Annotated in this window: 22 protein-coding genes; 10 read left to right on the top strand and 12 right to left on the bottom strand. The window is 67.4% G+C overall.

The window, feature by feature from the left end; translation table 11 throughout:
• Positions 1 to 94: 94 nt before the first annotated feature.
• Positions 95 to 1,006, bottom strand: a complete 912-nt coding sequence (locus ACMGFI_RS20885) for a hypothetical protein (RefSeq protein WP_436912285.1) — start codon at positions 1,004 to 1,006, stop codon at positions 95 to 97.
• A gap of 23 nt (positions 1,007 to 1,029) precedes the next feature.
• Between ACMGFI_RS20885 and ACMGFI_RS20880 the strand changes: the two genes are divergently transcribed.
• Positions 1,030 to 1,269, top strand: a complete 240-nt coding sequence (locus tag ACMGFI_RS20880; protein ID WP_436912284.1) for a DUF8593 domain-containing protein — start codon at positions 1,030 to 1,032, stop codon at positions 1,267 to 1,269.
• Between the two features lie 115 nt (positions 1,270 to 1,384).
• On the opposite strand, the gene ACMGFI_RS20875 is transcribed toward ACMGFI_RS20880, so the two are convergent.
• The 6 genes from ACMGFI_RS20875 to ACMGFI_RS20850 all read right to left on the bottom strand — a co-directional run bounded on the left by ACMGFI_RS20875 (position 1,385) and on the right by ACMGFI_RS20850 (position 8,023).
• Positions 1,385 to 3,070 (bottom strand): NADH-quinone oxidoreductase subunit D, encoded by a 1,686-nt coding sequence (locus ACMGFI_RS20875; protein ID WP_436912283.1) that lies wholly within the window; start codon positions 3,068 to 3,070, stop codon positions 1,385 to 1,387.
• Between the two features lie 114 nt (positions 3,071 to 3,184).
• The gene (locus ACMGFI_RS20870; RefSeq protein ID WP_436912282.1) at positions 3,185 to 3,406 is read right to left on the bottom strand and encodes a dodecin family protein; all 222 of its coding nucleotides are present in this window, start codon (positions 3,404 to 3,406) and stop codon (positions 3,185 to 3,187) included.
• Between the two features lie 117 nt (positions 3,407 to 3,523).
• Positions 3,524 to 4,876, bottom strand: a complete 1,353-nt coding sequence (locus ACMGFI_RS20865; protein WP_436912281.1) for a cation:proton antiporter — start codon at positions 4,874 to 4,876, stop codon at positions 3,524 to 3,526.
• 124 nt (positions 4,877 to 5,000) lie between these two features.
• Positions 5,001 to 6,353 carry a DUF7972 family membrane protein gene (locus ACMGFI_RS20860; RefSeq protein WP_436912279.1) on the bottom strand — a complete coding sequence of 451 codons (1,353 nt, stop codon included), beginning with the start codon at positions 6,351 to 6,353 and terminating at the stop codon, positions 5,001 to 5,003.
• Positions 6,354 to 6,449: 96 nt separating this feature from the next.
• Positions 6,450 to 7,298: a YihY/virulence factor BrkB family protein gene (locus ACMGFI_RS20855; protein WP_436912278.1), complete on the bottom strand. Its 849-nt coding sequence runs from the start codon at positions 7,296 to 7,298 to the stop codon at positions 6,450 to 6,452.
• A 179-nt stretch (positions 7,299 to 7,477) separates the two neighbouring features.
• On the bottom strand, positions 7,478 to 8,023 hold the full coding sequence (locus tag ACMGFI_RS20850) for an iron transporter (RefSeq protein ID WP_436912276.1): 546 nt from the start codon (positions 8,021 to 8,023) through the stop codon (positions 7,478 to 7,480).
• A gap of 163 nt (positions 8,024 to 8,186) precedes the next feature.
• Between ACMGFI_RS20850 and ACMGFI_RS20845 the strand changes: the two genes are divergently transcribed.
• On the top strand, positions 8,187 to 9,908 hold the full coding sequence (locus ACMGFI_RS20845; RefSeq protein ID WP_436912275.1) for an FAD-dependent oxidoreductase: 1,722 nt from the start codon (positions 8,187 to 8,189) through the stop codon (positions 9,906 to 9,908).
• A gap of 166 nt (positions 9,909 to 10,074) precedes the next feature.
• Here ACMGFI_RS20845 and ACMGFI_RS20840 read toward each other — a convergent pair whose 3' ends face one another.
• The gene (locus ACMGFI_RS20840; RefSeq protein ID WP_436912273.1) at positions 10,075 to 10,542 is read right to left on the bottom strand and encodes an SPW repeat protein; all 468 of its coding nucleotides are present in this window, start codon (positions 10,540 to 10,542) and stop codon (positions 10,075 to 10,077) included.
• Positions 10,543 to 10,715: 173 nt separating this feature from the next.
• Between ACMGFI_RS20840 and ACMGFI_RS20835 the strand changes: the two genes are divergently transcribed.
• On the top strand, positions 10,716 to 11,288 hold the full coding sequence (locus tag ACMGFI_RS20835) for a hypothetical protein (protein WP_436912271.1): 573 nt from the start codon (positions 10,716 to 10,718) through the stop codon (positions 11,286 to 11,288).
• A 76-nt stretch (positions 11,289 to 11,364) separates the two neighbouring features.
• Here ACMGFI_RS20835 and ACMGFI_RS20830 read toward each other — a convergent pair whose 3' ends face one another.
• Positions 11,365 to 11,904: a four-helix bundle copper-binding protein gene (locus ACMGFI_RS20830; protein ID WP_436912270.1), complete on the bottom strand. Its 540-nt coding sequence runs from the start codon at positions 11,902 to 11,904 to the stop codon at positions 11,365 to 11,367.
• A 256-nt stretch (positions 11,905 to 12,160) separates the two neighbouring features.
• Here ACMGFI_RS20830 and ACMGFI_RS20825 point away from each other — a divergent pair, with 256 nt between their 5' ends.
• From ACMGFI_RS20825 to ACMGFI_RS20815, 3 genes are all read left to right on the top strand, one after another.
• Positions 12,161 to 12,496, top strand: a complete 336-nt coding sequence (locus tag ACMGFI_RS20825) for a DUF6788 family protein (RefSeq protein WP_436912269.1) — start codon at positions 12,161 to 12,163, stop codon at positions 12,494 to 12,496.
• A gap of 1,218 nt (positions 12,497 to 13,714) precedes the next feature.
• On the top strand, positions 13,715 to 14,917 hold the full coding sequence (locus ACMGFI_RS20820; RefSeq protein ID WP_436912268.1) for an orc1/cdc6 family replication initiation protein: 1,203 nt from the start codon (positions 13,715 to 13,717) through the stop codon (positions 14,915 to 14,917).
• Between the two features lie 1,823 nt (positions 14,918 to 16,740).
• Positions 16,741 to 17,091 carry a TRAM domain-containing protein gene (locus ACMGFI_RS20815; protein ID WP_436912266.1) on the top strand — a complete coding sequence of 117 codons (351 nt, stop codon included), beginning with the start codon at positions 16,741 to 16,743 and terminating at the stop codon, positions 17,089 to 17,091.
• Between the two features lie 77 nt (positions 17,092 to 17,168).
• Here the strand turns inward: ACMGFI_RS20815 and ACMGFI_RS20810 are convergent, their stop codons facing one another.
• Positions 17,169 to 18,113, bottom strand: a complete 945-nt coding sequence (locus ACMGFI_RS20810; protein WP_436912265.1) for an ABC transporter permease — start codon at positions 18,111 to 18,113, stop codon at positions 17,169 to 17,171.
• 168 nt (positions 18,114 to 18,281) lie between these two features.
• Between ACMGFI_RS20810 and ACMGFI_RS20805 the strand changes: the two genes are divergently transcribed.
• Genes ACMGFI_RS20805 through ACMGFI_RS20795 form a run of 3 tightly spaced genes read left to right on the top strand, consistent with a single transcriptional unit; the run spans position 18,282 to position 21,843 of the window.
• Positions 18,282 to 19,493, top strand: a complete 1,212-nt coding sequence (locus ACMGFI_RS20805; protein ID WP_436912264.1) for an ABC transporter permease — start codon at positions 18,282 to 18,284, stop codon at positions 19,491 to 19,493.
• Complete coding sequence (locus ACMGFI_RS20800) at positions 19,494 to 20,558, top strand: ABC transporter ATP-binding protein (RefSeq protein ID WP_436912261.1); 1,065 nt, start codon at positions 19,494 to 19,496, stop codon at positions 20,556 to 20,558.
• A complete protein-coding gene (locus tag ACMGFI_RS20795; protein ID WP_436912259.1) occupies positions 20,551 to 21,843 on the top strand; it encodes an ABC transporter ATP-binding protein in 1,293 nt (430 codons plus the stop codon). The genes ACMGFI_RS20800 and ACMGFI_RS20795 overlap by 8 nt, the downstream gene beginning before the upstream one ends.
• A 67-nt stretch (positions 21,844 to 21,910) precedes the next feature.
• On the opposite strand, the gene ACMGFI_RS20790 is transcribed toward ACMGFI_RS20795, so the two are convergent.
• Both ACMGFI_RS20790 and ACMGFI_RS20785 read right to left on the bottom strand, forming a co-directional pair.
• The gene (locus tag ACMGFI_RS20790) at positions 21,911 to 22,507 is read right to left on the bottom strand and encodes a DsrE/DsrF/DrsH-like family protein (RefSeq protein ID WP_436912257.1); all 597 of its coding nucleotides are present in this window, start codon (positions 22,505 to 22,507) and stop codon (positions 21,911 to 21,913) included.
• A gap of 2 nt (positions 22,508 to 22,509) precedes the next feature.
• Positions 22,510 to 22,755 (bottom strand): sulfurtransferase TusA family protein, encoded by a 246-nt coding sequence (locus tag ACMGFI_RS20785; protein ID WP_436912256.1) that lies wholly within the window; start codon positions 22,753 to 22,755, stop codon positions 22,510 to 22,512.
• A 247-nt stretch (positions 22,756 to 23,002) separates the two neighbouring features.
• On the opposite strand from ACMGFI_RS20785, the gene ACMGFI_RS20780 reads away from it, so the two are divergent.
• A complete protein-coding gene (locus ACMGFI_RS20780; protein ID WP_436912255.1) occupies positions 23,003 to 24,244 on the top strand; it encodes an MBL fold metallo-hydrolase in 1,242 nt (413 codons plus the stop codon).
• Positions 24,245 to 24,249 lie beyond the last annotated feature (5 nt).

Here is a 24,249-nt window from a genome sequence, read left to right as displayed (position 1 = left end):
GGCGGGTCCGCCGAGCGTCAACGACGCGGCGGAGCGGGACGAGCGCATACCGGCCACTAAGCGGCGTCTAACTATGCGCGTCCCGCCCGCTGTCCTATTCGGGCCAACCGTGTCGACGGGCCGTGCCCAGCATCCTATCATGAACCGACATAGTTCCGACCGGAGCGACCAGTACGACCGACGTTCGAACCGAGCGCAGCACCAGCAGGGCGGTCAGCAGCAGAACCAGCACCAGCAGGGCCACCAGCAAGGGTATCAGCAGAGCCGCCAGCAGAACCGGCAAGGCCAGCAGCGGAGTCAGCAACAGGGCCACCAGCAGAACCAGCAACAACACGAGTTCCAGCACCACCGCCGCGCCCAGCAACAGTACAATCGCACCCAGCACGGCCAACAGCAACAGGGGAACCAGCAGGGGCAGCACCATCAGGGCCAGCAACAGCAGGGCCATCAGCAACAGCGTCAAAATCAGCAGGATCAGCAGCAGCAAGGACAGCAACACGGTCAGCGACAGCAGGGAGGGACACGCGCCCAGCAGGGCCGCCAGCAGTCCAAGCAGCGCGGTGAGCGCCGACAGCGCGGGATGCAGGGCGGCCAGCGCGACCAGCACGGCCGGCAGGACTACGACCGGGAGGGGTACGGGAGCCAGGACGACTACGGCGCCCAGCAGGGCCAGCAAGGACACCAGCAGTCCCAGCAGCGCCAGGGCGCCCAGCAGCGTCACGGGCCCCAGCAGAGCCAGTTCGGTCAGCAGCAGGGCCAGCAGGGACAACAGCAGCAGAGCCAGCGGCAAGGGCACGGCCAGCAGAGCCACGAACAGGGGCAGCACAGTGGCCACCAGCAAGGTCAGCAGCATCAGCAAAGCCAGCAGCGTCAGCAGAGTCAGCAGCGTCAGCGGGGCCAGCAGCACCGACAGGGTGGGATGAACCAGCAGCCCCGGCAGGGCCAGGAGAGTCTCTACCAGCAGCGCCGCGAGGGGGAGGACCGCCACGAGCGCCAGAGCGAGCATTACAGCGCGGGGGGTCGGTGACGATGGCCGACAGAACCACCGTCTCCGACGACGACCAGGGCAAGCCGGTCGTCGACGACAACGGCGAGAAGGTCGGCGTCGTCTCGGAGGTCCGCGGCGGGACCGCCTACGTCGACCCGGACCCCGGCGTGACGGACAAGGTGAAATCGCGGCTCGGCTGGAGCGACGCCGACGAGGACGACTACCCGCTGGCCGACGACGAGATCGCGACGGTCGCCGACGACGAGATCCGTCTCGCCTGACCCGGCCGCCGCGGACTACCCGGTACCTCCGAGCCCGACCCCCCGGAGATATTTTCGAGATTCAGTCGTTCCGAGCAGCATCGCGGTCCTCACGTGACCGGAGGCACGGTCCCGGTCAGCGGTCGACGCTGCCGAGGACGATGTCGAGGCTACCGACCGCGGCCACCAGGTCGGGGACGAGTTCGCCCTCTGCCATCTCGGGGAGCGTCGCGAGGTTGTGGAAGCAGGGGCTACGGATCTTGAACCGCGCCGGCGAGTCGGTGCCGTCGCTGCGGATGTAGACGCCCATCTCCCCCTTCGCGGACTCGACGGCGCGGTACACCTCGGTGTCGGGATCCGGTCGGAGCGTCCGCGGGACGTTCGCCTGGATCGTCCGCTCGTCGTCGGGCCAGTCGGCCAGCAGGTCGATGCACTGCTCGACGATGCGGGCCGACTCCTCGACCTCCTGGAGGCGGACGAGCACTCGGGCGTAGTTGTCACAACCCTCCTGGACCGCCACGTCCCAGTCGAGTTCGGGGTAGTAGCCATAGGGGTCGTCCCTGCGGAGGTCGTAGTCGACGCCCGACCCGCGAGCGACCGGGCCCGTCGCGCCGTAGGACTTGGCGACTTCCGGGCCGAGGACGCCCGTGTCGACGGTCCGCAACTGGAAGATCTCGTTGTTCGACAGCAGGTCGTGGTACTCCGCGACCCGCCGCGGGAGTTCGTCGGTGAACTCGCGGATCTTCTCGAAGAACTCCGCGCGGGGCTCGGGCAGGTCCCACGCCACGCCGCCGACCCGGAAGTAGTAGAACATCATCCGCTGGCCGGTGAGATCTTCGAGGATGTTCTGGACGATCTCGCGGTCGCGGAAGGCGTACTGGAAGGCGGCGGTGAAGTCGCCGTTGATGTCCAGCGAGAACGTCGCGACCGCGAGGAAGTGGCCCATCATCCGGCCCAGCTCCGCGGCCATCGTCCGCAGGACCTGCGCGTACTCGGGCACCTCGATGTCCGCGAGGCTCTCGATGGCCCGGGCGACCGCCCACTCGTTGGGCATGTTCGCGGTGTAGTCCCACCGGTCGGAGTAGGGGATGATCTTGTGTCGGTAGGTGCCCTGCTCGCACATCTGCTCCTCGCAGCGGTGGAGGTAGCCGATGTCGGGGTCGACGTCGTCGACCTGCTCGCCGTCGAGGACGGTCTTGAGGTGCAGGACGCCGTGTGTCGCCGGGTGGTGGGGCCCGATGTTGATGAACATCGTCCCGGGGTCGGCCTCCCACTCGTCGTCGGTCGACTCCGGCGAGGTGGTCGCGGACTGGATCGGCTGGTTCTCCTTGAACGGGACGACCTGCGACTGGGTCTGGTCGTAGTCCATCGACAGCGGGTGGCCCTGCCAGGTCTCCGGCAGGAGGATCCGCCGCAGGTCGGGGTGGCCCTCGTACTCGATCCCGACGAGGTCGTAGGCCTCACGCTCGTGCCAGCCGGCGGTGCTGTAGACGGGCGCGGCCGACTCGTTTCGCGGGTCGTCCTTCGGCGACGGGACGACGACGTCCACCTCGTCGGTGCGCTCGTCGTAGCTCGTGAGGTGGTAGATGGTCTCGTAGCGGTCCTGGTACTCCTGGGCGGTGACGCAGCTGAGGTGGTCGTAGCCGGCCTCGTCGCGGAGGTCGAACAGGACCGACTGCACGTCGTCCGGCCGGACGACGAACCCCGGCGCGTTCACGTGGTCGTCGCGGCCGACCGCGCGGTCCCCGATCAGCTGTTCGATCTCGTCGACTGTCCGTTCGCTCGCCTCGTCGGTCGCCGCCAGTTCGGTCTCTGAACTCATCGGTCTGTCACTCCGGTCGCTGTCGCGTGCATCTGTCTCGGTAGGTGTAGTCGTCAGCTCCCCGTCCGCCGTGCCCGGGGGACTTGCGCGCCCCGAGCGGGTCGCCGCGGGCGGTCACCCGGAAGGCTGTCTGTCCTCGTGGACCGGGAACGCGACCTCGACGGTCGCCCGGTACTCGGTCACCTCGCCGTCCTCGACGTTCGCCGTCCAGTCCTCGACCTCGACGCCGCGGATGTCGTCGATGGTCCGGCTGGCCTGCGCGACCGCCTCCTCCGCCGCGTCCGGCCACGACTCCTCCGAGGTTCCCAGGACTTTGACGATCTTGACCGCGGTCATGTGACCGCCCTTGGACGGTCCCGCGGGAAACCCAACGGCAGGCCTTCGCAAGCGCCTCGCGGACGAACCCGCGCAGCGGACCGGCCCGCGGCGGCGAGCCGGCACGCGACCGCCCCGTCAGTCAGCCTCCTCCGGCTCCGTGAACCCCTCCTTGTGCTCGGTGCGCCACGCGTCGATGGAGTTCATCACCGGGGCTGCAGAGATACCGTGCAGCGTCAGCGACGCGACGACGACGAACCCGAGGAACGCCCACAGTTCCTCCGCGGCGACGATGATCTCCGTCTCGGCGAACGACGCGGAGTTCAGGGCGTAGGCGAGGTAGAAGAACGAACCGATGCCCCGGACGCCGTAGGTCGAGATGATCACCTGCTCCTGCCACAGCGAGTCGGATCCCAGCATTCCGACGATCCCCGCGAGGGGGCGGATCACGAGCAGCAGTGCCAGCCCGATCAGGACGTGCTCGACCGTCAGCGGCTGGAGGAGTCCGCCGACGAGCGTCCCGCCGAACAGGACGAGCACGGCGGCCATCAGCAGGCGCTCGACCAGGACGGCGAAGTCGTGGAGCTTCTGGTAGTACTCGTGTTCCCACTCGTAGTGACGGAGCACGAGCGCGGCGACGAACACGGCGATGAAGCCGTAGCCGGCGACGAGTTCGGTCGCCGCGTAGGCCAAAAGCGTCGCCGCAAGCGCCTCCGCGCCCTCCATGACCCGCGCGAGGTCGGTGCTCGACGGGCGCCCGAAGATGAACCGAGCGATGACGTACCCGACGACGACGCCGCCGACGACCCCAACGGCGATCTTGTAGACGACGTAGAAGCCGAACCACTCCGAGAGCCACGGCCACACCGACCCGAGCGCGGCCTCGGCGGTCCCCGCGTCCCCGGTCGCTCCGAGGCTGGCGCCCGCCATGACGATCGCGAGGTACGTGAACGGGAAGGCGAGCCCGTCGTTGAGCCCCGCCTCGGAGGTGAGCGCGAACCGGATCTCCCCCTCCTGGTCGTCCGGGTCGATCTCGGCGTCGGTCTCGGCGGTCGGCGGCGTCGCCTCGACGGTCGAGGCCAGCACCGGGTCGGTCGGCGCGACCACCGCGCCCATCAACACCGCCGCCGCCGGGTGCAGGTCGAGCACAAGCCACCCCAGCACGGCGACGGAGATGATGGTAAGCGGCATCGTGACCCCCAGCAGCCGCCAGGCCGGCCCCCACGCCCGCCAGTCGAACGGCCTGTCCAGTTTCAGCCCCGCGCCCATCAGCGCGATGATCACCACGAGTTCCGTCAGGTGTTCGGTCAGCGCCGGTGACTCGACGGGGTCCGGCGTCGGCACCCCCAGCGGGAGCGAGAAGATCGCCGCCCCCGCGAGGACGTAGATGAGCGGGAACGACATCGGCTTGTCGGCGAAGACGCGCGGCAGAACGACGGCCCCGAGGATCGCGATACTCACCACCAGGAGGACGACGTCGTACACGGCCATGGAACCCGTTGGGGCCGCCCACGAAAGGGGCTTTTGCCGGTAAGGGATGTGTTCCGTCCGATCTATCGGAATTCGGGGGTGTCGGCCCGGTCGACGAGTCCCCGCTCGCCGACGGTCGACGACCTCACCGGTCCGTGCAACTCTCCCCCGGACCGCCGTCGGCTGCGTGGCGCCCGTCGTCGTCGTCCCCGCTCGCCGGATCGACCCCCGCGTCGTCGGACTCCGACCGATCGACGGCGTCCGTCGACTGACCGCCCCCGTCGTCGCCTCCGCCGTCGGCGTTCACGGTAGTTTCCCCAGCGGTCCCGTCGTCCGCTGCCGTCCCGTCCGTCGAGTTCGCGTCACCCGCGGTGCCCCCTTTCCGTTCCCCGGCGGCCTGGTCGTCCCACGCGTCCGGTTCGATATCCACCTGGAGTTCGACGATGTCGTCGTGTTTCGGCTGGCGGACGAGAAACGGGCCGGCCGCCAGCGTCTTCAGCGTGATCGCCGCGACGCGGACGACGTAGGCAGTCAACACCACGTACGGCGCGATCGACACCGTGTACGCGAACATGACGAACAGCGGCAACGACGTGAGCGGCCCGACCCGGAAGACCGGGATGATCCCGGTGTTGAGCGCCAGCAGCAGATAGGAGATGAAGACGACGACCGGCAGGGAGACGTACAGGAGGTTGCTCGACAGCCGGGCGACCTCCCGCTTGTAGTACAGCGACTGGAAGTACTCCCGGCCGGTGGCGAAGAATTTCAGCGTGTCGATGAGCTCCTGGAGCGCGTCGTTCGTCCGGTCGTCCAGCTGGTCCTCGTAGCGGTTACGGATCCGCCTGGCCGTGTTGAGCTGCCAGGAGTAGTCGTAGTGCAGCCCCGCCGAGAGCACGTTGAACGTGCCGAACCGGGCCCCGTCCAGCGTCTCCGCGGCGTCCCGGGCCTCGTCGACGATCTCGTCGGTGAGCGCGTCGATCTGGTCGCGACACTCCTCGTCGTCGCAGTGGTCCGCCGTCCGCTGGAGCGCGCGCGCCTCCCGGTAGATCGAGTAGAGGATCACCTCCAGGAACGCCGCCGGCTGGCTCGGGCTGGCCTCGACCTCCGCGAGGTTCTCCGCCCGCCGGCGGAACTCGATGGAGGCGTCGATCCGCGACCGCTCGGTCTCGATGTCCGTGATCTCCTGGGAGAGCACGATCGAGCTGATCGACGAGACGACCGAGACGATGAGGATCGCGCCGCTCAACAGCGTCGTGAACAGCGTCTGGAGCGTGTTCGTGTCCGTGAGCAACTGCTGGATGTCGACCGGCCGCAACAGCGCCAGCACGACGAGGAAGGTGAACACCCCGACCAGCAACACCAGCGTCACCGCGGGCCGCGACCCGGTGAACAGGACCCACGAGACGGGGCGGCTAGACTTGATCCGGCGGTAGAGTGCGTTGATCCTCTCCGCCGCGGTCGTGGCGTGCCGTCCTGCCAGCCCGAGCGGATCGCTCACGCCGGCGGACCCTCCCGGCCGGGGAACGACCCGCGCGCCCCGGACGACCGAGGTCGACGCTCCGGGGGCGACGGGGATCGGCGGTCTCGGGTCACGTCAGATCGCCGCATCGTACCCGGGGATCCGGTGGCGTCCCGAGAGCACCACGTTCGTGGCCCCGCCGAGCAGGATGACCACCGACCCGAAGTAGAGCCAGGTGATCAGCAGGATGATCCCGCCGAGGACACCGTAGAGTTCGCTCGTCGAACTCATCGACACGTACACCTGGAACAGCGCCTGCAGGAGCGTCCAGCCGACGGCGGCGACGGTCGCCCCCGGCAACGCCCGCGTGAGCGTCATCTCGACGTTCGGGAACACGTAGTACATCGGGAGAAAGGCGACGATCAGTCCGAGTATCAGCCCGGCGAACCCGAGGATCTGCACCAGCGGGAGAGCGGTCTCGACACCGGTCGAGAACGTCGGCGCGTACGCGACGACCGCTCCGACGGCGACCATCGCCAGGAACGCGACCCCCATCCCGCCGAGCACGAGCAGTCCGTCCGAGACCTGCTCGACGATGCTGACGTCGGTCTCGACCGAGTAGAGCTCGGAGAACGCCGTATCGAGCGACCGGAACACCTTGAGCGTCGCCCACAGCAGCGCCGCGCCGCCGATGATGGAGAACTGGACGCGGCTCTCGGCCTGGTCGAGCGACTGGCTCACCAGGTCCCGCGCCGAGGGCGTGAGATACTGTTCCGTCATCGCGAGGACGGACTGCTGCAGGGGCTCCCCGCCCAGCACCGAGGCGGCGACGAGCGCGAGCAACAGCAACGGGACCAGCGACACGAACGCCGCGTAGGCGATGCTCCCCGCCATGAACGGCACGTCCCGCGTCCGATACACCGACACCAGGCTCCGAACGAACGTGAGGGCCCGGCTGACCGGTCGTCGGGTGGCAAGGCTCATCCGCGAGACTCACCTCTGACGGCCGCGTCAGCCCCTATCCGGGACATACGGCGGATTGGGCCGGGACGCACTTAACGCCGTGGCAGGTAACCGCTCGTTACTCGGCGGTGAGGCGTGTTTCGCCGTCGCAGCCGGCCGTCCCGTTCGGTCCCGTCCCGCCCGATTCCGGGTCGTCCCGGTCAGCCCTGTCCGGTCTTCACGTCCACGTCCTCGAAGGTGACCTCGACGGGTTCGCCGTAGCGGTCGCCGTTCTCCTCGTCGTGGCGGTGCATGGTCGGCGGTTCGACGCGGATCTCCAGCGTGTACGTCCCGTCGTCCGGGAGGCGGACGTTGGCGCCGTAGTGGTACAGCCCCGGGTGCCACAGCAGCGGGAGTGTCGCCGCCTCGACCTGCTCGCCGTCGCGGTCCGAGATCCGGAGGCTCACCTCCGCGCCGGGCACCATCCGGCCGTCGTCGGCGTCGGCGACCGCCACCTCGATGTGGGCGTTCTCGTCGTCCGGTTCCCGCCACTCGAACTCGCCCTCGCCGACGAGTTCGTAGAGGCCCTCGGCCTCCTCCTGGGCGAACCCGACCACGTAGTCGCCGGCCTCGCGGGTGTCGCCCGTGTGGGCGACCTCCTCGATCATGTAGTCGACGGCCGCGCGGTAGGCGTCACCCGCCTCCTGCGCCAGTCGCAGCTGTCGGTCGTCGACCTCCTCGCTCGGCTGCTTGCCGTGCTGGCTCATGGGACCGGGGGTACGGGCGGCGACTCGGTAGTCGTTCGGCCGGCGATCGAAGGGCCGCGTCGCTATCGACACCGGACACCCGACGTTCGGCCCCCGCGCACGTCCCGGGCGAATCTTCATGCCGCCGCCGGGCGTGTCTCTCCCGATTCGGAGGCTCCGACAGATGACACCAGATCTACCTGCGGGCGATACTGATCCCGACGGCGACCCCGGCAGCGTGCTGGATGGCGATGTTGCCCTGGCCGACGGCGGCGAGCCGGCCGGCCGCCACGAGTCGCTGTGGACCGCCACGTCCGAACCGACGGACTACGGACCGCTCGACGGCGACGTCCGCGTCGACGCGGCGGTCGTCGGCGGCGGCATCGCCGGGATCGCGACCGCGTTCGAGCTCGTCGAGCGGGGCCGGACCGTCGCCGTCGTCGAGCGCGACCGCATCCTCGACTGGACGACGGGCCGCACGACCGCCAAGGTGACCGCGCTGCACGGGCTCGTCTACGACCACCTGATCGACCACTTCGGCGAGCGGCGGGCCCGCCAGTACGCCGAGGCGAACCAGGCGGCGATCGAGCGGATCGCCGACACCGTCGACCGGCTCGACATCGGCTGCGAGTTCGGCCGCGCCCCGGCGTACACCTACGTCGAATCGTCCGCCGACCGCCGCGACGTGCGCCGGGAGGTCGACGCCGCCCGACGGCTCGGCCTCCCCGCCTCGTTCGTCGAGTCGACCGAGCTCCCCTACGAGGTGGCCGGCGCCGTCCGGTTCGACGACCAGGCGTACTTCCACCCGCGGAAGTACCTCCTCGCGCTCGCCGAGCGAGTCGCCGACCAGGGGACCGGCGAGAGGGACGGCGGGAGCGGCGCCGGCGGCGAGTCGGGTTCCGCCGGTGACAAGTCGAGTTCCGCTGGCGGCGGGATCTACGAGGAGACGGTGGTCACGGAGGTCGACGACGGCGACCCCTGCCGGCTCGGCACCGACCGCGGCGAGGTCGTCGCCGACGACGTGGTTCTGTCGACCCACTTCCCCGTCTCCGACCACGCGCTGTACTTCTCGCGGCTCTCGCCCAAGCGGTCGTACGTCCTCGCCGCCCGGCTGTCGGGCGACACGCCGGACGGGATGTACTACGACCCCGGCGAGCCGTACTTCTCGGTTCGTCCCCACGCCGGGTCGGAGTCGCTGGTCCTGATCGGCGGACAGAACCACCGTACTGGCCACGCCGACAGCACGACCGACCGCTACCGGACGCTCGAACGGCGGGCCCGCGAACGGTTCGACGTCGAGGCGATCGAGTACCGCTGGGCGACCCAGGACTACGTGTCGGTCGACAGCGTGCCGTTCGTCGGCCGGGCGGCGCCACAGCTCGACGGCGTCTACGTCGCGACCGGCTTCGGCGGGTGGGGCATGACGAACGGCGTCGCGGCAGGGGTCGTCCTCGCCGACCTGATCTCCGGCCGATCGAACACCTGGAGCGACGTGTACGACCCGACGCGCTTCGAGTTCGGCGCCTCGAAGTCCGACCTCGTCTCGCACAACAGGCACGCGATGGAGCACTTGCTCTCCGACCGCGTCCGCGGCCGACCCGACCTCGACCTCTCGGGACTGGCACCCGGCGAGGCGACCGTCGCCGACGAGCGCGACGACCCCGTCGCCGTCTACCGCGACGAAGACGGGGCGGTCCACGCGGTCTCGGCGGTCTGTCCGCACATGGGCTGTCTCGTCTCCTGGAACGACGGCGAGCGGTCCTGGGACTGCCCCTGTCACGGTTCGCGGTTCGACGTCGACGGAAGCGTCCTCGACACGCCGGCCGTCGACGACCTCGATCCCGTGGACCTCGGGCACGGCGACGGCGGGCAATCGCGCGACAGCGAGCCGCCTCCTGATCGGTGATCTCCCCGATCGGTGACTCTCGCGAACCGTTCTCGCGAAACTATCCTTGGGGCGATTCATACCGCGACACGGGTTCGAAAAAGTACGAACCGGGCGTCGGATCTGTACCGGGCCTGGCGTCGGATCGGTTCGTCGGTGTGGCGTTGACTACCGCGTTACCGTTCCGTCAGGTTCGGGCCGCCGGGGTCGCGACGTCGGTGTCGCGCGCCTCGTAGGCGCTGTAGGCGCCGAGGACGAACACGAGGAGGCCGACGACGATGTCGTTCCAGAACTCCAGGTCCGTCTCGACCGCCGCGAACCCCTCGGTCGACCCGAGGATGAACGGTGTCGCGATCAGCCAGAGCCCGAGCAGCGCGACGAAGGCGCCGACACCGACGCTGCCCAGCTTCTCGTTGGCGCGGCGGTAGTAGTTGTACCCGCCGAGGACGACCAGCGCTGCCCCGACGATGATGTCACTCCAGAAGTTCCCCGCGACCGGGTTGAGGATGAACGCCTCCGCGAGCATCCACAGCCCGAGCAGGGCTACCAGGGCGGACACCCACTTCCCGGCCTCCGATGGGTTCGTGTCGACTTCCCTGCTGTCGTGGTCGTCCTCTCGATGCTCCTGTTGGTCGTAGACTTCACTGTCGCTCATTGGATATCGCCACCCGATCCTTCGATCCGGACGCGTAAGTATTGCCGACTCGCTCCATCGAATCGGTCCGCGGAAAGGCCGCCCTAGACGGTAAGGCATTGATATACCCGGGTCGCGGCCGGACATCGCGCGCCGTGCGCTTACCCACACTGTTCCCATGTATGAGAGATAACATGGGTCGAACGTTCACCGCACTTCGCGACCGGCGACGAGAGGACACCGACACGAACGACGGTACCGCACCGGAGGGTCCGGACGTGGCCGGCCGGGTCCGTCGCGGCATCGAAGGCGGCGCGCTCGCGACGCTGGTGATGACGGTCTATCGGCTCCCGGTGACTCGGTCGCTCCCGCCGTCGGCGGAGTTCTGGACGACGTTCGTCGCGGGCGGGCGACCACAGGACCACCCGCTGGCGGCGCTCGTGCTCCACTTCGCCTACGGGATCGGTGCCGGTGGCGTCTTCGGCGCACTGGTCTCCGGCCGCGCGTCGCTGGACCGCGAACGGATGCGGTCGTTCCTGGACGACAGCGTGAGCGGACCGCCCGAGCGCTCGGGCGAGGTCACCGTGACGATGGCCGGGTTGCTCTACGGCGTCGCGCTGTCCGTCGTCGGCGAGCGACTCGTCCTCGGTCGGCTCCTGCGCACGGAGCCCGACGACAGGTTCGCCTTCCACGTCGGGCACGTCCTCTACGGGATCACCCTCGGTGCGTGGGTCGGGACGCGAACCCGTCGCGAAAAAGGGGAGTGAGCGCGGTGTCGGCGTCCGCAGGACCGCTCCCGCGGAGACGGTCCACGAGTTCCCGCGAGCTCGGGTTCCCGCGGTGTCAGAAGCGCTGCTGGGATCCCGCGCCGATCAGCTGGTCCGTCGCGGTGAGCGTCTCGCCGAGGACGGTCGCGCACTCCTGGCAGTGTGAGTGCTGGTGCTGGCTGCACTCCTGGGCGCACGCCTGGGCCGCCCGCTGGAACGTCTCGACGATCTCTCCGGCGAACCGGGAGTTCCGCGGCACCGTCGCGAGCACGGCCTCGCCGAGCTCGACGACGTCCTCACAGAGACGGATACACTCCGTCATCATCGGGTCCGCCTCCTGGATACACTGGTCGGCACACCAGCCGCAGACCTGTATCGCCTCGGCCACGCTCGCGAGTGACGTGCGGTACTGCTGGGGGAGCGTCCCGCCGGTCTGCATCCCGGTCGACTGCATGCCTGTGGACTGCATTCCGCTCGATTGCATCCCGGCCGATCCCATCGATCCGCCGGCGGACTGCATCGACCCCTGTGTCGGTTGCATCCCCTGCGCCGAGGGCCGCTGATCGGTCGGCTGTGCGTACTGTCCCTGTTCCGTCTGAGTGATGTGCTGTGTCATGGTTCTGTCCGGGTGGCTACCCGTCCGATGGTTCACCGATCGGCCACAAATAGCGGTTCGATAGTTTCCTCGGCTAATTGATTCTTACCTGTCCTATCTCTCGTATTCGACCGTAAAACGCCCGAATCCGGCCGCAAAACGCGACCCTACTCGCGAGGTAACCAACTCCGATTCGGTAGCCGGAGCCGTTCCGGGCCCGTCGATGATCTTACGTAACAACTTTCTTGGTTACGGCGGGTGTATTGTTACATAAGACATGGCGGGCGATATCTCACCCCCTCCGTCGTTGCCGAAGTACCTCGCCGAGGGGCTCCCGAAGCAGGACGCGTCGACGCTGGAGGCGACGAGAGAGTTCATCGACGAGCTGATCGCGGAGATGGAACGGCCGGTCGAGTCGGGTGATTTGCCCGACGACGCGACGGTCGTCGACGACGACCCGGACGGATACGTCGTCGAGGAACTCGTGAAGTGCGGGAAAGACAGCTGCAGATGCGCCTCGGGCGCGGAGGGCGATATGCACGGACCGTACGAGTACAGATACTACCGCGACGACGACGGGACCCTCCGGAAGGAGTACGTCGAAAACCAGTAAGCCGGACGGGAGCCGTTGACGATGGGTTCACGTCGACGAGGTGGAGTGTCTTCAGTGGGGAGTCCCTACGGATGGGTTATGGTGACGAGTCCGATGAAGTCCAGGTCCTGAATCGCGGACGAGCCGGTGACCGGGCGAGACACACACACCGGGTTTCCGGTGAAACGGGGAGTAAGTGGGGCTGGCCTGTCGGAGTGCGAGGGGAACGTGGGAGACAGGATCGCCTTCACTGAGTCACGTATATTGCTAATTAGCGACTCATATTGCTAATTAGCGACTCTACAGACGGATTGCTGAGCGTACGCGGATCGAGCGACGAACGGCAGACCGCCTGACCACGAACAGACAGTGAAAACGTTCGAACTACTATGACAACACCCGATAGATTATAAAGAGAGAGTCGATTTCTTCGAGGCGGCTAAGAATGACACTCTGAGCTATTCTAAACACACACTAACTAACACTATAGAAAGATTTAATATAATATAATAGAGCAAAGTCCAAAGGATACTCCACTGGAAACAAGGTCGAATAGGCAATCGAGATACGGACCGGATCAGTTTCCAGGTCAGTTTCCGACTCTCTGTCGACTCCTACACGATTCATCTCTCAATATCACTGCATTCCTTCTCGTGTATCTCACTGCACTCCTTCTCGTGTATCGACCACTCGTGGTGCAGTTCCTTTCAGTCGCTCGTATCCCGGAACGGCTAACTGCTGGCACACTGGGTTTCCGGTGAAGCACTCTTCGGTGGTCACCGGGCCGTTCGTCGGTGTTCACTTCGTCGATCTCGGGGATTCGACCTCGTTCGAGTTGTTCCACTCAGTTCCGTTGTTCTGTCCTGAGCCTTCTTCTTGCTCCCAGTCAGCACTGGGTATCCACTTCTGTGTTCTCATTTCACCGTATTCACGGGTTCCAGCGTGTCTGTCGGTCATCGCCCTCTCGAACGATCTTCGTAGTCACCGTCTCGGTCGTAGTCACCGTCTCGGTTGTAGTCACTGTCTCGGTCGAATCTATGATGTCGTTCGTGGATTCCACAGATCCGCTCGGACCCGGCCCGAACCCCCGTTTCAACTGCACCCCTCCCCACCCGATCCCCCGTTTCACCGGAAACCCGGTGTGTGTGTCTCACCACCCTACTCCCCCGTCCCCCACCGAATTCCCGTGCTCTAGGAAAGAATAAAGTGATTTCACCGGAAACACGGTGTCACAATCGCATGTCAGGCTCCGACGATCTGTTCATCAGGGAAGACCCGATTTTCGTCCAGAAGGAACTGCTCGAGATCAACCACCTTCCGGACGAGGGCCGGATCGTCGGCCGCGACGAGGAGATCCAGAACCTCGCGAACGCCGTGAATCCAGCCATCTTCGGGCAGAGCCCGAGCAACGTCCTCATCTACGGGAAGACGGGGACCGGGAAATCGCTCTGCGCGAAGCACGTCTCCCGCCGTCTCACGTCGACGGCGAACGACGAGGGGGTGGCCGCGACGTTCGCGTACGTCGACTGCGCCCAGGACTCGACGGAGACCCAGGCCGTCCAGACCATCGCCGCGACGCTCAACGACCGGTCGCGGACCGAGATCAAGATCCCCGACAAGGGGATCGCCACCTCGACGTACTACAAGCGCCTCTGGCGGATCCTCGACGTGCTGTACGACGTGGTCCTCGTCATCCTCGACGAGATCGACAAACTCGAAGACGACGACATCCTGATGCAGCTCTCCCGCGCCGGGGAAGCCGGCAAGGTCGACAGTTGCAAGATCGGCGTCATCGGCATCAGCAACAAGATCAAGTACAAGGAAGAGCAGCTCAACGAGCGGGTCAAGTCCAGCCTCTGCGAGCGGGAGTTCGTCTTCCCGCCGTACGACGGCACGCAGCTCAACCGGATCATGGAAGCTCGACGGGACGCCTTCAGGGACGGGGTCCTCGAGGACGGCGTCATCCCGAAGGCGTCGGCGCTGGCCGCTCGCGAACACGGCGACGCGCGCCAGGCCATCGACATCCTCCGGTACGCCGGCGAGATCGCCCAGTCCCGCGGCGCCGACCGCGTCACCGAGGAGTTCGTCGTCGACGCCCGCGAACGCGCCGAGACCGACCGATTCCGCGAACTCATCCGGGGGTCGACGCCCCACTCCCGGTACGTCCTCCAGGCGCTGACCGTGCTCTCGCTCAACGAGGACAACCAGGACGGCTTCCGGACCACCGAGGTGTACGACGTCTACAAGGAGATCTGCCGCCAGGAGAGCTCGGACACGCTCTCGTTGCGGCGGGTTCGCGACCTGCTCAAGGAACACGCCTTCCTCGACATCATCGAACAGTCCCGCCACAGCGGGGGCAGCGCCGAAGGGAGTTACACCAACCACAAACTCCTCGAAGACCCCCAGGTCGTGCGGGATGTCCTGGCCGACACTATCGAGTGAGGACCTCCGTTGCTCGTCACCGCGATCCCTGAGTCGCCAGGACCGCTTAACGACCCATCCTCCTCCGACGGTCTTCCCGTTCAGCGGGTTCTCGAGTTACTGTTCGCCCGCGATAACCTTGCATTACTGATCTGTTCACCGGAAACGCGGTGTGCAGTTCCGCCGAAGTAACGGTCCGTTACTCGTGTTTCACCGGAAATCTAGTGTGCCCGACGGTCGGTGACCGACTACGAGCGGTTCATCGGAAATCCGGTGTCCCGGGAAATCCGGTGTCCCGCGTAGAGCGGGGCCGGGCGGCTCCAGCAGGCGGTTCTTATGTAACAATTATCCTCCGAGGATCTCCGTTTGTTACATAAGACTGGGGGAGATCGACGCCGATCGCGGCCCGAAACTGGCGAGGCAGCGTGGTAGCGAGGCGGCGAGCCGTTCCCGCTACGGCACCGAGCGATCGACGAGGGGATCGTCACCGTCGAGACGCGAGATATCCCGTGGTCTGGGCGCACGCGGGGTGGTGGCCCTCGGAGTCTTCCCCCTCGGATCCCACTCGCCACGCGGCGATGTCGGAGGTCGCGCCCGAGACTCGGGTCGACTGTCGCTCCGTTCGGGACCGTCCCATCCGGGACTGCATCCCGATGCACACGTTGTCGGACTTGGATGTCGAGCCTCCGTCGGAGGACGCGTACAGCGAGACGGTCCGCTCGCTCGGGACGGCACCGGCCACGAGCCGGTCCGGGCTCGCCGATCCGTCGTCCGTGTCGTCGACCGCCAGCGAGCTGACCTGTCCGCCGCGTTCGCCGGCGGGCTCTTCCCCGTCCGGTGGGGACGGCTCGTCGGGTCCAGCGTTCGACGGAGGGACGTGGCGGGTCCCGTCGCGATCGCTTCGACCGTCGGATCTCGCGTCGATTCGGAGGTCTCTGTGCTCGCGGTTCGGATCCCGTCCGTCAGCGATTTCGTGTAAACTCATATGCTGATGTGCGTCGCCGAGTCGCGATCGGTGATAGGAGGCCGGTGATGATAAACGGACGATACCGTTCTTTCGGTTCCATCGGGCGAAAGTCGCCGTTACCGGGCCGAGCGGCGCACACGGTCCGATTACTCGACGGGCCGACCGCCGCGGACGGCCTTCTTCGAACCGTGTATCCGCCCGAGCGGAGTAAGGACACCGTCGCGAGGAGTAAGTAACTCTTGACAGTTCAACTGTCGAAATCCACGCCTCACAGGCCGCGACGACGAAGTAGGGGGCCCGAACTGCTGTCTCGATGCCTGCGCCGGTGAGCATACATAGTAGATTACAATGCTATCAGCGTAAGCGGACGGTGTAGCCCTCGTTCCAGATACTCACCAGCGTCGGCCGGACGTAGTCACCGCGATCACCACGCTCTGCTGGGAGACAACGGCAGTGAGCACCGCTTCGAGAAGTGACAAAAGTAACGTAGATCGTTGAGATCAAAACTGATACATCGTACTCGACGCCCGATTTGTAATGACGCAAACGAGCGACGGATCGGTATCTCTCTGGGGATGGAACCGAAGACCGATACGGATCGCCGAGTCGAAACCGGATAGTTGCAGGACAACGAACCGGATCTGAATCGCTGTCCACCATAGGGGAACAGGTCGATTGATCGCAGTCGTCGCTCGACCTTTGAGGGCTGGAGCAGCGGCGTGGACCGATTGGACGGCTCGAAAACCTCAATTATACGGTGTGTATGTGGTAAAATATACGACTAGTGTTGGCAAATGATGGCCTCTCCGTCGGGGTGGCGGAACGCTGGCGGTCTGGACTCCGCAGATTTCATGGCGGTCGGAGGAGAGGGGCGGGTATGGAACCCGTCTGGGTCGCCGCCGGGGCCGGCTGCGTGGCGGTGCTGGCGGCCGCCGCCGCGGTACGCCGTCGACGCTCCGGGGACCGGAAGGCGTCGGAGCGTGCCCACGAGGCCGCACAGCAGCGGGACCCGCCCGTCGAGATCGGGGAGGCCCACACGCTGGGCGTGACCGAGTTCACCGACCACCATTCGGGGGATCGGGTCGCCGTCGGGAAGGTCGAGGGGTTCGTCCTGTTCGTCGAGGACGTTCCGTCGTCGGTCTCCGTCGGGGACCCGATCCGGGTCAAAGTGTCGTCGTTCAACAGCGGACACACGTCCGCAGACGCCGTGTTCGTCGATCGGGCCTGACACCGCCGCGGTCCACGCTGTTCGAGCCCGACGGGTATCACCACCGTCCGGTCCGGGCACGGACTCGCACGACAGAATCACTGCCGTTCGGTCTCGGCGCGGACCCGCGGGTCGAGCGAGCCGTAGAGCACGTCCTGGAGGAAGTTGCCTGTGATCCCGATGAAGACAACGACCAAAGTCGTCCAGATAACGAGGGCGGTGTCGCTCTCGCGGATAGCGCGCAGGCTCGCCTCGGCTAGTCCGGGGATACCGACGACCGCCTCGATGATGTAGATGTTCAACACGAGGACGGCCAGCAGTTCCGTCATCGACAGCGAGACGATCGGGATGGCCGCGTTCCGGAGCACGTGTCTCGCGAGCCGGAGGCGGTCGGCGCCCTTGGCGCGGAGCATCTTCACGAAGGCCCGCCCGGTCTGTTCGAGCGCCGCCGCGCGGGCGAACCGGACCTGTCCCGCGAGGAGGCTCGCGGCGACGGCGGTCGTCGCGAGCGCCCAGCGGCCGAGGCCGACGGGGATGATCCCCTCCCCGGAGAGGTACCGGAGGTAGATCACGAACATGAACACGGGGACGCCGAACAGCGCGTAGGCGACCAGTCGGACCGACCAGTCGAAGGCGCCGTCCTTCGCGAGCGCGGCGAACAGCCCCAGGAGCACCCCCGCGAGGACGGCGAGGACGACGCCGGGGACGACGTAGCCGAGCGTCGCCTGGACGCGGCCGTCGAGGACGGCGATCACCGGCTGGCGGTAGGCGAAGGAGTACCCCCAGTCGAGCGTCGTCACGTCGACCAGCCAGCCGACGTACCGTTCGTGCATCGGCGTGTCGAGGTCCCGCGCGGCGACGAACCCCGACCGGATCGCTTCGAGTTCCCGCTCGGTCGCCCCGGCCCACTCCGCGAACGCGAGCCGCTGTTGCAGCCGCAGCCTGACAGTGCTCGCGATCACGAAGAAGGTAATCGTCACCACCAGATACGCCGACAGGACGGCGAACGCGGCGCGCCGGAGGAGATACCGGTGGTAGCTCATCGGACCCGCACCTCCCCCGAGAGCACCGCGGGGGCGGACAGACCGGCAGCAGAGCGCCGAGCGCGTGCGGAACCGTCGCGGGCGGGCGGTGGCGTGACCATCGGTCGTGCCGTGTTTTGTCATCGCACGGTATAAAGTTTGATTTGGGCGGCTGTGCCATGGGCGGGCATGCCCTCCAGCGATCCCGACCCTCCGGAGTTCGCGCGGGTCGACTGGGACGCGGCGGCGTCCGGTCGGCGTCGGCCGTCCGCGCGGACGGCCGGGTTCGCGCTCGCACTGCTCGCGGTCGCAGGACTGCTCGCCTACGATCTCGTCGTCGCGCCCGAGAAGACGATCCCCTTCCTCGAGTGGGACGTGAACCGGTCGGGCTGGCTGGTCGTCGCCGCGTTAGTCGTCCTCGCGCGGTACGTCCTCGTGCCGCTCGTGGCCGACCGCGAGCGGACGGCCCGCCACGTCCGGGCGTTTCTCGACCGACCGGCGGGCGTCCTCGCGCTCGGCTACCTCCTCGCGTTCGGCCTGCTCGGCGTGCTCGGCCCGGAGCTGTTCCAGTTCACCTACGCGAAACTGGACGCGCGGCTCCAGCCGCCGGTGTTCGCCGGCGTGAACGCGAGCGCGGCCGACGGCTACTCCTGCGTCGGCTCGGTCGTCGACGGCGTCTGTCGGGGGACCTGGCAGTACCCGCTCGGGACGAACTACATCGGCGAGAACGTCATCGAGGGACTGGTCGGCGGGATGCACGTCGCGGTCAAGGTCGGCGTCGCGACCGCGGTAGTGATGGCCGTCATCGCGACGACGGTCGGGACGGTCGCCGGTTACTACGGCGGCTGGGTCGACGACCTGCTGATGCGCTACGTCGACGTCCAGCAGACGATCCCCGCGATCGTCGTCTACATCGTCCTCGCGACGCTGTTTTTCGGCAACGTCGAGGGCGTCTCCGACGGCGGCGCGTTCGCGTTCGTGCTCGTGTTCGGCCTGCTCGACTGGGGCGGGATCGCCCGCCTCGTCCGCGGCGAGGCGATGCAGCGGCGGAGCGAGGGGTACGTCCGCGCCGCGAGGGCGGCGGGCGCGAGCGACCTCCACGTCATCCGCCGCCACGTCGTCCCGAACTCGACGGCCACCATCGTCACCGCGCTCACGCGGCGGATCCCCCTGCTCGTGCTCGCGCAGGTCGGCCTCGCGTACCTCGCGCTCAACTCGACGCGGCCGGCCTCGTTCGGCGAACTCCTCCGGGTCAGCTTGGAGGGCCGACATATGCCCTGGCACGTCCAGTGGTGGACCTCGGTTCCCGCCGTCCTCCTGCTGGTGGGGCTGGTCGTCGCGTTCAACGTCTTCGGCGACACGGTCCGCGACGTGCTCGACCCGCGGGAGGAGGTGCGGTAGATGGCGGACCCGCTCCTCGACGTCCGCGACCTGCGGGTCCGCTTCGGGACCGCCGACGGCGTCGTCCGCGCGGTCGACGGCGTCGACTTCGACGTGCACGGGGGCGAGACGGCGTGTCTCGTCGGCGAGTCCGGGTCGGGCAAGACCGTCGCCTGCGAGTCGATCACCCGGCTGCTCCCCGACTCCGCCGCGATCGACGGCGAGATCCGCTTCGACGGGACCGACCTCACCGACTGCTCGGCGTCGGAACTCGAGTCCTACCGCGGCGGGCGGATCGGCCACGTCTTCCAGAACCCGCAGGACGCTCTGGACCCCGTCTACACCGTGGGCGAACAGGTCGTCGAGGCGATCCGCATCCACCGGGACGTGTCGAAGGCGGCCGCCCGGGAGGAGGCCGTCGCGCTGCTGGACCGCGTCGGGATCGGCGAGGCCGAGGCGCGCTTCGACGACTACCCCCACCAGTTCTCCGGCGGGATGAAACAGCGAGCGGTCGTCGCGATGGCGCTCGCTCCCGACCCCGACCTGCTGATCGCCGACGAGCCGACGACGGCGCTCGACGTGACCATCCAGCGCCAGGTGCTGGAGCTGCTCGCGGACCTGCAGGACGAGCGCGGGATGGCGCTGTTGTTCGTCACCCACGACCTGGGCGTCGTCGCGGAGATCGCCGACCGCGTCGTCGTCATGTACGCCGGGAAGGTGATGGAGACGGCCGGCGTCCACGAGCTGTTCGACGACCCGGCGCATCCGTACACGCGGGCGCTGCTCGCCTGTCTCCCCGGCCGCGGCGAGGGGTTCGAGACGATCGGCGGGTCGATCCCGGAGCCGACTGACCCGCCCGACGGTTGTCGGTTCCACCCGCGCTGTCCGCACGCGCTCGACGACTGCGTCGGGGGCGACCAGCCCGCGTTCCGGGCCGTCGACGGAGACCGTGCCGACACCGACAGCGGAGGACCGGGAGGTCCGGAGGGGGACACCGATGCGGGTGCGACCGACCACGAGGTCTCCTGCGTGCTGTACGGGGACGACCACGTGCTCCCCGCGGAGCTGGGGGTGAGCGATGACTGACGCGCCGCTCCTCGAAGTCCGGGACCTCGAAAAGCACTACCCGGTCCGGTCGGGGCTGCTCCGGCGAGTGACCGGCCACGTCGAGGCCGTCGACGGCGTGAGCTTCGATGTGCGCGCGGGCGAGACGGTCGGGCTCGTCGGGGAGTCGGGTTGCGGCAAGTCAACGACCGCGACGACGCTGCTGGGCCTCGAAGAACCGACCGGCGGCGAGGTGCGCTTCGACGGCCGGCCGGTCGCGGAGCTGTCCGGCGACGAGCGCGACCGCTTCCGCCGGCGCGCCCAGGTCGTCTTCCAGGACCCCAACTCGGCGTTCGATCCCCGGCTCACCGTCGGCGAGTCGGTCGCCGAACCGCTCGCGATCCACGGCCTGCGCGACGCCGACCGCCGCCGGGAGATCGTCGTCGACACGCTCGAACGCGTCGGACTGACGGCGGCCGACGCCGACCGCTACCCCCACGAGTTCTCCGGCGGGCAGAAACAGCGGATCGCCCTCGCCCGGGCGCTCGTGCTCGACCCCGACCTGCTGGTCGTCGACGAGCCCGTGAGCGCGCTGGACGTGAGCGTCCAGGCGGAGATCCTCTCGCTGCTCGACGACCTGCAGGCGGACCTGGGCCTCGCGATGGTGCTCATCAGCCACGACCTGGGGGTCGTCCGCCAGGTCTGCGACCGCGTCTGCGTCATGTACCTCGGCGAGGTGGTCGAGCGCGGGCCGACCGAGGCGCTGTTCGACGACCCGCGCCACCCCTACACCGAGGCGTTGCTGTCGGCCATCCCCGAACCGGAGCCGGACCCGGACGCCCGCGACGAGGCGGTCGAACTGACCGGCGACGTGCCCGACCCGTCGAACCCGCCCGCGGGCTGCTCGTTCCACCCGCGGTGCCACCGCGTGATCCCGCCCGAGGAGTTCGACTTCCGGGAGGGCGCGTTCCGCGCGGTGCTCGACCTCCGGCTCGCCGTCGAGCGCGGCGACGTGGCCGCCGGCGAGTTCGACGACCCGACAGCCGTCCGCGAGGCGTTCGGCGTCCCCGACCGGCTGTCCGGCGACGAGGCCGAGCGGCTCCTCGCCGAGGCGGTCGACGCGGTCGCGGCCGGTCGAACCGACGAGGCGGCCGACCGGCTCGACGCCTTCGAGAGCGTCTGCGAGCGCGACGACCCCGCGCTCGAACCGACTGGCGGCGGGGGAGAGGAGGGGAGCGAAAGGGCGGTGGACGGAGGTGACAGCCATCCTGCTGCGTGTCTGCGGGCGGACGAGTCGGTCGAGTCTGGGTCCCCGACGAGGGAGTGACTGTGGGCGTGCCCAATCGGGGGTCGACGGCGCGGAGCGGCCGCTCCTCCGACGTTTCGCCAGCGGGTCAGACGAGGAGCTGAATGTCGGCGTCAGCCATGTCCTGGAGAGCAGTCGCCGCGCCGACTCCCGTGGTGACGCCGTCGTAGAAGTCGTCTTCGTCGTAGTCCATCAGGTCGATGGTCATCTGACAGGCCTGGAACTCCACGCCCATGTCGAGGCTGGTCTCGATGAGTTCCTCGACGGTGGCCGTGTCGTTGTCGGCGATCCGCTTCTCCATCAGCTTCGTCGTCACGCGATCCATGCCGGGCAGCGCGGCGACGGCGTTCGGAACCGGCATATTGGGATTGCCGACGGAGCTCAGCTTGAGGTCCTTGGAGCGCTCCTCGTGGAGGATATCCAGTCCCCAGAACGTGTGGAAGACGGTCACCTCGTAGTCGAAGGCTGCGGCCGTGCTGGCGAGGATGAGCGGCGGGTACGCCATGTCCAGCGTCCCCTTCGTCGCGATGATGCTCATCTTCTTGCCGTCGTCCTCGCCGGTCGCCTCGGCGAGCGCGTCTTCCAGTTCGTCGACGCGCGCGGCCAGCGCCGCGCGCGTCGGGACATCGCCGTCGGTCGCCACGAGGGCTTCGTCGGCCGCCTCGTCGGATGTGTCCGTGCTCATCGTCACTCCGTCTTCCGGACGTAGTGTCTATACACGTCGTCGCCCTCCTCCTGTTCGACGAGCTCGACGCCGTCAGTCCCGGACGCCCAGCCGTCGATGTCGCTCGTGCTCCCCGGATCAGTCGCCAGCACTTCGAGGACCTCACCTTCGGCGAGGGCGTCGATCGCGGACTTCGTCTTCACCACTGGCATGGGACACGATGCGCCTCTGACGTCGAGCGTCTCCGTGATGTCGAATTCAGCGCTCATTGGGTATCCGCTCCGTTAGTCTGTATTGGAGCTATCGCACAATACCCTCCACCCGAATAAAAGATTGTTGATCCTTGTGGAGATTACAAACTACTAGAAATCGACAAAATCCAGTAAGACCCTCTAAAACGATATATGCGCCGGTGATACTATATCAGAGGCGGTTTTTCAGATACAGTATTGTCTAGAATTAGAATTACTATGCAAATCCTTTTGTGCGTCCATCCGGTAGAAGCGACTGCACAACATGAACGCCGACGACTTCCCGACTCCGGCCGTCGACGTGGAATCCGTCGATCCGGAGACACTGAAGGACAGCATCGACGCCGGCGGGGACGTCACACTCCTCGACGCGCGGATGCGATCGGATTACGAGGAGTGGCGCATCGACGGCAGGAACGTCACGTCGATCAACGTCCCGTACTTCGAGTTCCTCGATGACGACATCGACGAAGACGTCCTCGGGCGGATCCCCGACGACCGCGAGGTGACCGTCCTGTGCGCGAAGGGCGGGGCCAGCGAGTTCGTCGCGGGCACGCTCGCGGAGCGGGGTTACGATGTGGATCACCTCGAGGACGGCATGAACGGCTGGGCGAGCATCTACGAGGCCGTCGAGGTCGACCGCTACGACGGCGCGGGCACACTCGTCCAGTACCAGCGGCCCTCCTCGGGTTGTCTCGGCTACCTGCTGTACGACGGCGGCGAAGCCGCGGTCATCGACCCGCTGCGGGCGTTCACCGACCGCTACCTCGACGACGCCGACGAACTCGGTGTCGACCTACAGTACGCGCTCGACACGCACATCCACGCCGACCACATCTCGGGCCTGCGCGACCTCGACACTGAAGGCGTCGAGGGCGTTATCCCCGAGGCCGCCGTCGATCGCGGCGTTACGTACGCCGCGGAACGAAGTTCTGCGAGTCCTGCCTCGCAGGCTCGACAGGACGCGGACGAGCTGACGACGGCCGCGGACGGCGATACCTTCGAGGTCGGCGACGCCACCATCGAGACCGTTTACACGCCCGGCCACACGACCGGGATGACCTCGTACCTCGTCGACGACAGCCTGCTCGCGACCGGCGACGGGCTGTTCGTCGAGAGCGTCGCCCGTCCCGACCTCGAAGAGGGCGACGAGGGCGCGCCCGACGCCGCCCGGATGCTCTACGAGTCCCTGCAGGAGCGCGTCCTGACGCTCCCCGATGACACGCTCATCGGTGGTGCTCACTTCAGCGACGCCGCCGAGCCCGCCGCCGACGGCACCTACACCGCGCCCATCGGCGAGCTCGTCGCGGAGATGGACGCGTTGACGCTGGACGAGGACGACTTCGTCGAGCTGATCCTCTCGGACATGCCGCCGCGGCCGGCCAACTACGAGGACATCATCGCGACGAACCTCGGGCAGAACGCCGTCGACGACGAGGAGGCGTTCACGCTGGAGCTCGGGCCGAACAACTGCGCCGCCAGCCGGGACTCCCTCGCGGGTGACTGACGACG

The sequence above is a fragment of the Halosimplex marinum genome (genome assembly GCF_051414075.1).
Taxonomy (GTDB): Archaea; Halobacteriota; Halobacteria; order Halobacteriales; family Haloarculaceae; genus Halosimplex; species Halosimplex marinum.
The sequence above is the reverse complement of the archived record's forward strand: the minus strand, read 5'-3'. Positions and strand labels throughout refer to the sequence as shown.